4 protein-coding genes are annotated in these 12913 nt (G+C 38.8%); all 4 read left to right on the top strand.

The window, feature by feature from the left end; genetic code table 11:
- Positions 1-6741 (top strand): DUF7507 domain-containing protein (locus tag ACEN25_RS09820; RefSeq protein ID WP_441802753.1); only part of this gene is annotated, 6741 nt, incomplete at its 5' end.
- A gap of 30 nt (positions 6742-6771) precedes the next feature.
- Complete coding sequence (locus ACEN25_RS09815; RefSeq protein ID WP_441802752.1) at positions 6772-7728, top strand: PorP/SprF family type IX secretion system membrane protein; 957 nt, start codon at positions 6772-6774, stop codon at positions 7726-7728.
- A 486-nt stretch (positions 7729-8214) separates the two neighbouring features.
- A complete protein-coding gene (locus ACEN25_RS09810; protein ID WP_441802751.1) occupies positions 8215-11289 on the top strand; it encodes a SusC/RagA family TonB-linked outer membrane protein in 3075 nt (1024 codons plus the stop codon).
- 13 nt (positions 11290-11302) lie between these two features.
- Positions 11303-12832 carry a RagB/SusD family nutrient uptake outer membrane protein gene (locus ACEN25_RS09805; RefSeq protein ID WP_441802750.1) on the top strand — a complete coding sequence of 510 codons (1530 nt, stop codon included), beginning with the start codon at positions 11303-11305 and terminating at the stop codon, positions 12830-12832.
- Positions 12833-12913 lie beyond the last annotated feature (81 nt).

The following is a 12913-nucleotide window of genomic DNA, read 5'->3' as shown; positions in this document are numbered from 1 at the left end:
GATATTACCATCTCAGTTGCTGATAACGGAGGACTTAACGGTGTAACAATTGATGCTGATGGATCAGTAATCGTGCCCGCAGCTACTCCTGCAGGAACCTATGACATTACCTATTCCATCTGTGAAAACTTAAATCCAACGAACTGCGAAACAGCTGTTGTAACTGTTGTGGTTGCTCCGGCGGTAATTGGTGCAGAACCAGATGATTTTAGCGCCACTCCAATTAATGGCCTAACAGGTGGTATTGCCGGCGATGTAACTGCAAATGACACCTTTAACGGAGCACCTGTAGATGATGATGATGTATTTATTACTGATGATGGTGGTATACAGGGAGCAAGTATTGACAACGACGGAAGTTTAATTATTCCTCCAGGAACACCAGCAGGAACTTATACTATTATTTATACTATTTGTGAAAACCTAAATCCCGGGAATTGTGGTTCGGCACCAATTACTATTGTTATTGCTGCAGCTACTATTGATGCTGTTGCAGATAACTTTAGCGCAACTCCGATTAATGGATATGAAGGTGGTAATACAACTTCTGTATATGGTAATGACACCTTAAATGAGACAGGATTTAATAACAATAAAGTGCGTTCTTCAATCATTGATAATGATGGAATCACAGGTTTAAGCATCCTAAGCGACGGTGTACTTGTAATTCCTTCGGGAACTCCGGCCGGAACGTATACAATATCTTATCAAATATGTGAAGCACTTAACCCTTCTAACTGTGATACTGCAGAAGTGACGATTGTCATTTCAGAACCTGCAATTACAGCTGTAAACGATGATTTTTCAGCACGAACAATAAATGGTATTGAAGGGGGTTCTGCCGGTAATATATTGAATAATGATACCATTAGTGGCGACCAGGCAGATGCTACTACGGTCACTATTTCTGTTCTTAGTGATGGTGGTGTAAGCGGAATTACAATTTCTCCTAATGGGGTGGTCATAATTCCTGCAAATACCCCTGCGGGCACCTATAGTGTAGATTATCAAATATGTGATGTGCTTAATCCTTCAAATTGCAGTACTGCTTCCGCAACGCTCAGTGTAGGTGCCGGTACACTTAATGCAAATGATGATGATCTTACAGCATCTCAAATAAATGGTTATCAAGGCGGTACTCTGAATGGTATTTTTGATAATGATTTACTGAATAATACAGCTGTAGATCCTACTGCAATTACGTTAAGTCTTGTAGATAACGGCGGAATAAATGGCTTAAGTATTGATGCAAATGGAATTGTAACTATTCCTTCAAATACAAAGGCCGGAAATTACAGTGTTATTTATCAGATTTGTGAAAACCTAAATGCTAACAATTGTGATAGTGCTACGATTTTAATTACCGTTGTTGCTCCTGCTATAGTTGCGCTGAATGATAATTTCACCGGAGACTCTGTTAATGGTTTTACAGGAGGAATAACTCCAAGTGTTTTAAACAACGATTCTCTCGATGGAAATGCTATAGCAGCATCAGATGTTACACTTCAATTGGTAAACACAGGTGATTTAGACGGTCTTGAATTAAATGCAGACGGAAGTTTTACGATTCCATCAGAAACACCTGCAGGTGATTATACAGTAAACTATACAATCTGTGAAAATTTAAATCCAAATAACTGTACAACGGCAACAGTAACGATTCGTGTTGATGCAGCTCCTATCGTTGCAATAGCAGATGATTTTACAGCAAATACTGTTGATGGTCAAAGCGGCGGAATTGCTGGAGACATCACAGATAATGACACTTTAAATGGCGCAGCTGTAGATGATAATGATATAGATATTACGCTTATTAACAGTGGCGGATTAAATGGTGTTGAGATAAATAATGATGGTACTGTAAATGTTCCTCCATTAACTCCTGCAGGCGTTTATACAATTACTTATTCTATCTGTGAGAACTTAAATCCAAACAATTGTTCGGGACCTGTAAACGTTCAAATTAATGTGGGACAGTCTACATTAATACTTACACCTGATAATTTTATTGGAACTCCGGTAAGTGGCCCTAATGGCGGTATAGCCGGGAACGTTCTTGTTAATGATACATTTAATGGTGCTGCAATTGATGCTGCAGACGTTGATGTAACGCTAACCAATAATGGCGGATTAAGTGGTGCCCGTATTAATGACAACGGAAACTTAATTGTACCACCCAATACACCGGCAGGTACATATACAATTACCTATTCAGTTTGTGAAAACCTGAATCCGAACAATTGCTCAACTACAACGGCAACAATAGCTGTTGAAGCAGCAGATCTAGTTGCCACTAACGATGACTTTAGTGCTACACCGGTTAACGGAGCTGATGGTGGCGTTGCTGGTAATGTCTTAGGAAATGACACCTTAGATAACGCTGCTGTTGACTTTGCAGATGTGGCTGTAACCCTATCTGACAATGGTGGATTAAGCGGAGTAGCTCTGAATGATAATGGAGACTTGATCGTTCCGCCAAATACACCGGCGGGTACATATACTATTACCTATTCAATCTGTGAAAACTTAAATCCGAATAACTGCCAGACAGCAACAGCTACTGTAGTTGTTGGAGCCAGCGAGATAATTGCAGGTGCAGATGATTTCAGTAACACTCCGGTAAATGGTAATACAGGTGGAATTGTAGGTGATGTAACGGCTAACGATACCTTGAATGGAGATCCTGTTGAAGATGCTGATGTTTATATCGTAAACAATGGCGGACTAAACGGTGCTACTATTAACGCAAATGGTACCTTAATAGTTCCACCAGGTACTCCTGCTGGTACATACACCATAAGCTACAGCATTTGTGAAGTTCTTAATCCTAATAATTGTGCAACTACAACTGTAACTGTTGTGGTTGCTGCAAGTGAATTAGTTGCCACTAACGATGACTTTAGTGCTACACCGGTTAACGGAGCTGATGGTGGCGTTGCTGGTAATGTCTTAGGAAATGACACCTTAGATAACGCTGCTGTTGACTTTGCAGATGTGGCTGTAACCCTATCTGACAATGGTGGATTAAGCGGAGTAGCTCTAAATGATAATGGTGACTTGATCGTTCCGCCAAACACACCGGCGGGTACATATACTATTACCTATTCAATCTGTGAAAACTTAAATCCGAATAACTGCCAGACAGCAACGGCTACCGTAGTTGTTGGAGCCAGCGAGATAATTGCAGGTGCAGACGATTTCAGTAACACTCCGGTAAATGGTAATACAGGTGGAATTGTAGGTGATGTAACGGCTAATGATACCTTGAATGGAGATCCTGTTGAAGATGCTGATGTTTACATCGTAAACAATGGCGGACTAAACGGTGCTGCAATTAACGCAAATGGAAACTTAGTAGTTCCACCAGGTACTCCTGCTGGTACATACACCATAAGCTACAGCATTTGTGAAGTTCTTAATCCTAATAATTGTGCAACTACCACTATAACTGTTGTAGTTGCTGCAAGTGAATTAGTTGCCACTAACGATGACTTTAGTGCTACACCGGTTAACGGAGCTGATGGTGGCGTTGCTGGTAATGTCTTAGGAAATGACACCTTAGATAACGCTGCTGTTGACTTTGCAGATGTGGCTGTAACCCTATCTGACAATGGTGGATTAAGCGGAGTAGCTCTAAATGATAATGGTGACTTGATCGTTCCGCCAAATACACCGGCGGGTACATATACTATTACCTATTCAATCTGTGAAAACTTAAATCCGAATAACTGCCAGACAGCAACAGCTACTGTAGTTGTTGGAGCCAGCGAGATAATTGCAGGTGCAGATGATTTCAGTAACACTCCGGTAAATGGTAATACAGGTGGAATTGTAGGTGATGTAACGGCTAACGATACCTTGAATGGAGATCCTGTTGAAGATGCTGATGTTTACATCGTAAACAATGGCGGACTAAACGGTGCTGCAATTAACGCAAATGGAAACTTAGTAGTTCCACCAGGTACTCCTGCTGGTACATACACCATAAGCTACAGCATTTGTGAAGTTCTTAATCCTAATAATTGTGCAACTACCACTATAACTGTTGTAGTTGCTGCAAGTGAATTAGTTGCCACTAACGATGACTTTAGTGCTACACCGGTTAACGGAGCTGATGGTGGCGTTGCTGGTAATGTCTTAGGAAATGACACCTTAGATAACGCTGCTGTTGACTTTGCAGATGTGGCTGTAACCCTATCTGACAATGGTGGATTAAGCGGAGTAGCTCTAAATGATAATGGTGACTTGATCGTTCCGCCAAACACACCGGCGGGTACATATACTATTACCTATTCAATCTGTGAAAACTTAAATCCGAATAACTGCCAGACAGCAACAGCTACTGTAGTTGTTGGAGCCAGCGAGATAATTGCAGGTGCAGATGATTTCAGTAACACTCCGGTAAATGGTAATACAGGTGGAATTGTAGGTGATGTAACGGCTAACGATACCTTGAATGGAGATCCTGTTGAAGATGCTGATGTTTATATCGTAAACAATGGCGGACTAAACGGTGCTGCTATTAACGCAAATGGAAACTTAATAGTTCCACCAGGTACTCCTGCTGGTACATACACCATAAGCTACAGCATTTGTGAGGTTCTTAATCCTAATAATTGTGCAACTACCACTATAACCGTTGTGGTTGCTGCAAGTGAATTAGTTGCCACTAACGATGACTTTAGTGCTACACCGGTTAACGGAGCTGATGGTGGCGTTGCTGGTAATGTCTTAGGAAATGACACCTTAGATAACGCTGCTGTTGACTTTGCAGATGTGGCTGTAACCCTATCTGACAATGGTGGATTAAGCGGAGTAGCTCTGAATGATAATGGTGACTTGATCGTTCCGCCAAATACACCGGCGGGTACATATACTATTACCTATTCAATCTGTGAAAACTTAAATCCGAATAACTGCCAGACAGCAACGGCTACTGTAGTTGTTGGAGCAAGTAGTTTGATTTTAGAAGATGATAATTTCAGTAGTACTCCTATTAATGGTATTACAGGAGGTGCTGCAGGTAATGTTCTTAGCAATGATACTTTAGATGGCAACCCAATCGATTCAATAGCGGTTAATGTTACAATTGCTGATAATGGAAGTTTAATTGGTGTTGCTGTAAACAGTAATGGTACTATAATTGTTCCACCAAATTCTAAAGCAGGAACCTATCGAGTTACATACACTGTTTGCGAAAATCTGAATCCTAATAATTGCTCAACTGCTTCTATAACTATAATTGTATTAGAATCAAGTATGCAACTTACTAAAGGCGCTGTTTATGTAGATGTAAATACAGATGGTATTGTAAACCTGGGTGATTTAATCACTTATACATTTACCGTTACCAATACCGGTAACACAGTTCTTAACAGTATCTCAATTGATGATGCCGAGATTGGAGTGACTGGTATAGCGATCTCTAATTCAACTTTAAACCCTGGAGAAGAAGGTTCGGTTTCAGTAGATTATCTAATTACACAACAGAATATAGATAGTGGGCAGGTTGTTAACTCTGCTACAGCAACAGCAACTGATGATAGCGGTAACCTAATTTCTGATATTTCAGACAGTACAAACCCTGCCGATGAAACCGGTGGTGATGCTGATGCAACTGTTACTCTATTAAATGCAAACTCTAATTTAGATCTACTTAAACGAGTAAGCTATACTGATACTAATGGAGATTCAATAATAAGTGCAGGTGATGTATTAACCTATAGCTTTACGGTAACAAATAATGGTAGTACTGCCATCAATGACATTTCAATCTTAGATGATATGGTTGCAGTTGTTGGAGGACCAATTAGTCTAGCTCCAGGTCAAAGCAATACTAATACGTTTAGCGCTACCTATACTATCACTCAAGCAGATTTACTTGCGGGAGAGGTTGTGAACATAGCCTTAGCTACAGGGACAGATGTTAATGGAATTGTAATAGATGATTTTTCGGATAACCCGGCAGATCCTACCAATCTAGATATTGATAACGATGGTGATTTTGAAGATCCTACTACGTTTGTCATTACGGCTAATCCCGGTATAGAATTATTAAAAATAGCAGAATATGTAGATTCAAATAATAATGGAATTCCTGATTTTGGAGATACCATTAACTACACGTTCAAGATTAACAATACCGGTAATGTGGTGTTAAATAATATTACAATTACAGATAGTAAAGTTACTGTGATAGGCGGACCAATTAGTCTATTGCCGGGTGAATCAGATTTCACTTCGTTCTCTGCAGTATATCAAATCACACCGCGTGATGTAACTATAGGCTATGTAGATAACACAGCTACGGTGACTGGTACAACTGAAAATAACAGCCTTATTACAGATATATCTGATGACCCTACAAACACATCTAACGAAGATTTAGATGGTGATGGTGATCCAGATGATGTTACCAGAATGGTACTTTCTATTGAAGACATATTTGTATATAATGTAATTACACCAAACGGTGATGGCATTAATGATGAGTTAATTATTGGCGCAATTGAACGTTTCCCAGATAATACCTTGCGAATATTTAACCGTTGGGGTGTTGAGGTGTTTAGCCAAGATAGCTATGGCCAAGCCGGAAGCTCTGCATTTACTGGATATTCAAATGGACGTACAACAATAGATAGCGGAAAGTTATTGCCTACCGGAACCTATTATTATGTATTAGATTATGCGACGGCAAACGGAACACCGCGTAAAAAGGCCGGATACATATATATCAATTAGAAGTAGTATTTAGAGAAACACGCTCTATGTATGTTTAAAAAAAGAAATGTGAGTATACTGAATAAATATTTAATCATTGCAGCCCTGCTCTGCTGTACATTTGGGTTTTCTCAGCAAGACCCGCAGTACACACAGTATATGTACAACCCACTAGTGATTAACCCTGCTTATGCAGGAAATCGCGGGGTAACTAGCATTTTGATGCTACACCGCAGCCAGTGGGTGGGTCTTGATGGTGCACCACGCACACAAAATCTTTCGGTACATAGTCCTATAGGTTTAGGGAAAGTAGGACTTGGTTTTAGTCTTGTAAATGATGCTTTAGGCCCAGCACGGGAAACTTACTTTAATGCAGATTTTAGCTACACGTTAGAAACAGGTGCAGAAGGGAAGTTTAGCTTTGGTATTAAAGGATCATTAAATGTACTGGATGTTGATTTTAGCAGAACCAATCCTTTTAATGCAGGAGATCCTTTTTTAGTTAACATTGATAATAAGCTTTCTCCAAATGTGGGTGTAGGTATATTTTACCACGATTCTAAGTTTTATGGAGGATTATCTGCTCCTCAACTCTTGCAGACTTCTCACTTTGATAGAAGCGGTACGGCAGGAGCAGAAACATTTTTAGCAGAAGAGCGTATTCATTATTACGGTTTAGCCGGTTATGTATTTGATTTAAACAGAGATGTAAAGTTTAAACCCTCTACATTAGTTAAAATGGTAGCGGGAGCACCGCTAGCAGTTGATGTGAATGCAAACTTTTTATTTTATGACAAACTAACATTAGGCGCTTCCTACAGGTGGAGTGCTGCCTTAAGTGGTTTAGTTGGCTTTCAGGTTAATGACGGCTTACTTATAGGTTTTGCATACGATCGCGAAAGTACTGATCTAGGAAATGCGACTTACAATGATGGAACTTATGAATTATTCTTACGCTTTGAATTATTTAAAGAATACAATCGTATGCTAACTCCTCGATTCTTTTAAATGCAATTTTTAATTTAAAATAGCTTTAGGTGTAGCCTAATTTTTAAACTCCAAAACCGCATAGAGAAATCCGTATTTGATAAAACAAATACGGATTTCTTTATTTTAAACGCTTCTATTTTGAAATAAAATTTTCATTTCTCAATCTAAATAGTAAGTGATCGATATGTGGTGAAGAGTTAAAAATTTGATTTCAAGATTATCAATTCCACAAAAAAAACTTCAAAATTGAACTTTCAGTAAACTCCATTATGTATTTCTATCGATAAGGTTAAATCATTTAGATTTAACTTTAAATTAATATAAGTTTTAAAGAATATGCGTTGAAAACCACGTGTTTATTACGATTATAACTAATCGTGCTTCAAGATTCGCAGTGTTTGCTTCATTTCTTTTAGTGCACATATTACCCTTCACATACATTTGTTTTATTGCAGCTTGTAAAAAAGCCAGTATTAATAACAAACAACATTAAACGATTTAATTATGAGTAAACTCAAACTCGCATTAATTGCACTAATTGCAATGCTCGGGCAAATTGCATTTTCGCAAACAACGACCATCACCGGTGTTGTCACTGATGAAAATGGCGCCCCACTTCCCGGAGCCTCAGTTGTAGTTGTAGGAACAAATAATGGTTCACAAACAGACTTTGACGGAAATTACAGCATTACCAATGCTCCTTCAGACGGACAACTGGTTATAAGTTTTGTTGGCTTTTTTACGCAAACGATTTCAATAAATAATCAGCGTACTATAAATATTCAATTGAAAGAAGATACAGCTCAATTAGATGAAGTTGTTGTTGTAGGTTATGGTACCCAACGTAAAGAATCTGTCACAGGGGCAGTCTCCTCAATATCTGCAGACGAAGTTACCGCATTACCAGTAGTAAGTTTTGCAGAGGCCCTACAGGGTAGAGTTCCCGGTATACAGGTTACCAATTCAGGTGGACCCGGTACAGATCCTATTGTACAGATTAGGGGTGTAGGTTCTATTACCTTTGCCTCTACCCCACTTTATGTGGTTGACGGATATCCTGTAGGTGGTCTTGGAGATTTTGATAATAATGATATCGAGTCTATTTCGGTATTAAAAGATGCAAGTGCTGCTGCTATTTATGGTTCAAGAGCTGCAAATGGGGTTGTTCTTGTTTCTACTAAAAAAGGTCGAGCAAACGGAAAAGTAGAATTTACTTATAAAGGTTTTACAGGTTTTTCTGATGTTCCTAATACATTAAACTTACTTAACAGAGAGCAATACTTACAATTTGGCCGTGAATTATTAAGCAATGCAGGACAGGCAGAACCTGCACGTTGGGCAAATTTAGACACACCTATATATGCAGGTGCAACTCAAACGTTTGCACAAACAGATACAGATTATCAAGACGCTCTTTTTCAATCTGCAGTGACTACTTCACATCATATTGATCTAAGAGGAGGTTCAGATAAATCTCGCTTTTATGGTTCTTTTGGTTACTTTAAACAAGAAGGTATTGTTGTAGGAACCGGTTTTGATCGTTATAATTTCAGAATAAATTCTGATCATGAGATTACAGACTGGTTAAGTATTGGAGAATCATTAACACTTGCAAACGGAAGAAGAGAAAATGAGGGCGAACCTGGTGGTCGTACCAGCATTCAAAATACAATACGAGGTGTACCTTATATACCCTTACGTGATCCTACTTTAGCAGGAGGCTTTAGATCTCCTGATGGTGCAGATGGTACAGACCCTGTAAACCCGCTTATTTCTAGTCTTCTTAATACAAATGAAGATACTAACGTACGTATTTTAGGTACGGCATACGCAGATTTACGTTTAGTTAAAAACTTAAAATACCGTTTTACATTTGGTCTAGACTGGACAAGCGCTACAAATAGCGACATACAACCTATTTATTTTGATGGTTTTACGGGCAATAATGAAAATAAAATAAGAAAAACTACCAGTACGTTTTCAGGGAATTACTTTTCTAATCAGTTGAATTACGAAAATAGCTGGGGAGATCACAATCTAGACGTATTAGCTGTTGCAGAACGACAAGATTTTCAGCAAACAACACTTGAGGGTTATGGTGAGCGTGATAGCAATACCATTAATGTATTACAAGGTACAGTAAATCAAACCACTAGTTCTACATTAAGCGAAAGCAGTATTTTCTCCTTTTTAGGAAGGGTAAATTATGATTTTGGCGGTAAATATTTATTTAGTGCTTCAATAAGACGTGATGGTTCTTCTAAATTTTCTGATGATAATAAATGGGCAACCTTTCCGGGTATCTCTGCAGGCTGGAATTTAGCACAGGAATCTTTTATGGAAGATGTAGATAACATCACAGAATTAAAACTTAGAGCAAGCTGGGGTAAAATGGGGTTTGAAGGTATTGGCAATTATGAAAGTAATGCTGGTATAAGCACAGACACCTATGCAGTTATTAACGGCCAGGTAGTACAAGGTGCGTTTTTTCAAAGTTTAGCTAATAGCGCTTTAGAATGGGAAATTACTGAAATGACTAACATAGGTATTGATCTGGGTCTATACCAAAATCGAGTACAGTTTACTGCAGAATATTATAAGAGAACCACAGACAATCTTATTCTTATAGTTCCTACGGCAGACTCACAAGGTTTTCAAGGAAATACACTTGCAAACGTAGGTGCTATGGAAAACTGGGGACTTGACTTCTCGGGCTCTTATTACTCTAAACCAGGTACCGCTTTTCAATGGAATGCCAGTGCGAACATTGGTATTTTTAGAAACACTGTAAATGGTTTAGGATCGGGCCCTATTTTTGGCGGAAGAAATGCAGACTTCGGTGATACAGATATTACAAGAACAGCTGTGGGTGATCCTATACAATCGTTCTACGGTTATCGTGTTGAGCGTATTTTTCAAACTCAGGCAGAGATTGATGAGTTAAACGCAGCATCGCCTAATGGTGCTTATCAAGTTGCTCAGACCGCTCCCGGAGATATTAAATTTAAAGATTTAAATGGTGACGGCCAGGTAACTCCAGATGATCGAGAAGTAATAGGAAGCTTTATACCAGATTTTAGCTACGGTTTAAATTTTGATGCAAACTATAAAAATTTCTTTATGAGTATGTACTGGTACGGTAATCAAGGTAATGATGTTTATAATGCGTTACAGGTTACAAGACAAGGTGGTGTGCGTCTGTTTGGTCACGATGTAGCAGTTTTAGATGCGTGGACACCAGAAAATACAAATACAAGCATACCTCGTATGATAAGTGGTGATCCTAATGCGAATAATAGAACTTCAGATCGTTATCTGGAAGATGCATCTTTCTTACGATTACAAAATTTAAAAATAGGATATCAGTTTCCTGAAGAATGGTTAGGCAGAACTTTAAATGACAATGTTAGTAAACTAACTATTTATGTTTCAGGTAACAATCTGGCTACGTTTACAAAATATTCAGGTTATGATCCTGAGATAGGTGCCAGAGGAAATAATTTACGCGTACAAGGTGTAGATTATGGTCAATACCCAAGACCACAATCGTTTTTATTAGGTCTTGAACTCGGATTTTAAAAAGAAAAAAATTATGAAAAATATTAAGACAATTGTTACGCTGTGTGTTGGTTTTTGGGCAGTCACAGCTTGTGATTCAGAAGATTTAAATCTTAAAAACCCCAATGATTATTCGGTACCCACATATTACCAAAACACAGCAGAATTATTAGCAGGTACAAATGCTATTTACGCGACTATTCAATCAAGTCAAATGTACGCCCGCGAATTCTGGTTTTTACATGATTTACGTGGCGATGATAATAAATCTGGTGGTGGTCAATTAGAATTGCCGCGCGCGGCACTTTTAAACGGTACAAATAATGCAGACAATGCGGTTGCAACGGCCGTCTGGAAAGGTTCTTACACTGCAATTCTACGTGCAAATACGGTAATAGAACGTGGTGCAGAAACTCCAGACATCTCTGATGCAGACCGTAAAACCTTAATAGGTGAAGCTAAATTTGCCCGCGGTTGGATGTTCTTTGAATTAGGTTCTCTTTGGGGCGGTGTACCGCTTGCTACAAAAGTAGCTACAGACTTTAATGAAGGCTTTCCTAAAGCTACTCAAGAGGCTGTGCTTAATCAGGCAATCACAGATCTTAGTGAAGCCGCCGAAGCTTTACCACTCGCATCAAACACAGCCATAAAAGGTCGCTTTTCTAAAGGTGCGGCACTTGCAATGCTGGGCCGTGTATATATGTATACCGGTCAATATGGTCTTGCAAAAGATGCATTTGATGCTATTGTAGATTCTAAAGAGTATAAGTTAATAGACCAATACGACGAGAATTTTCAAGAAGAAAATGAATTTAATGACGAGTCTATTTTAGAAATAGGCTATGCTAATGCAGGTGGTTTTGACTGGGGTGGAACTGGTAATGGTACAAATGAACAAGCTGTAAGAACTCAGGAATATTCTCACATAGGATGGAGAAACCTAATACCTTCTAATGCCTTACTAAACGATTTTGAGCGTGTCTCTAAAGGTGACGCTAAGAATGATCCGCGGTTTGCAATGAGCTTTTACAAAACAGGAGATTTGTTTAATAATGGAACAGAAGTCGTACCTCCTGCACAGGGAGAAACTACCACCTTTGAAGGAGAGACTACAGAAATAAGCTGGAGAAAATACTCGTTAATGTATAAGGAAAATCCGGGTGGTTTTAAAACAGGTGGTATTAATATGCGTGTAATTCGTTATGCAGAAGTACTACTTAATCTTGCAGAATGTGAGCTTGAAGCGGGTGATCCCGCCCGTGCAATAACTCTTATGAATCAAGTAAGAAGTCGTGCCAGTGTAAATATGCCCGGATATCCTACCGCAGCATATCCTGTAAATTCTGAACAACAGATTATGAAAGCAATTATGCACGAAAAACGAGTAGAATTAAGTTCTGAACAAGTTAGAAACAGAGATATTCTAAGATGGAGAAAAGAAGGAAAATTTACAGTTGAACCTCTGGCTAATTTTGAGCAAAAACTGTTGGTTCTACCTATACCTCAATCTGAAATTGATAATAACCCTGCATTGACACAAGCTGATCAAAATCCCGGTTATTAGATTAGAATTAAAATATTTATTTGAGTTTGTTTCAAAATGCTGTGATCTTTTATCTGATCACGGCATTTTGACTTTCTGAGA

Origin of the sequence: Leeuwenhoekiella sp. W20_SRS_FM14 (genome assembly GCF_052119605.1) — a bacterium.
Classification (GTDB): domain Bacteria; phylum Bacteroidota; class Bacteroidia; order Flavobacteriales; family Flavobacteriaceae; genus Leeuwenhoekiella.
Note: the sequence above shows the minus strand (reverse complement) of the source record. Positions and strands in the feature narration are given on the sequence as shown.

What these genes read in the sequence shown, in the direction of transcription:
- ACEN25_RS09815 (WP_441802752.1), top strand. Translation starts at nt 6,772, where the DNA reads ATGTTTAAAAAAAGAAATGTGAGTATACTGAATAAATATTTAATCATT.
- ACEN25_RS09810 (WP_441802751.1), top strand. Translation starts at nt 8,215, where the DNA reads ATGAGTAAACTCAAACTCGCATTAATTGCACTAATTGCAATGCTCGGG.
- ACEN25_RS09805 (WP_441802750.1), top strand. Translation starts at nt 11,303, where the DNA reads ATGAAAAATATTAAGACAATTGTTACGCTGTGTGTTGGTTTTTGGGCA.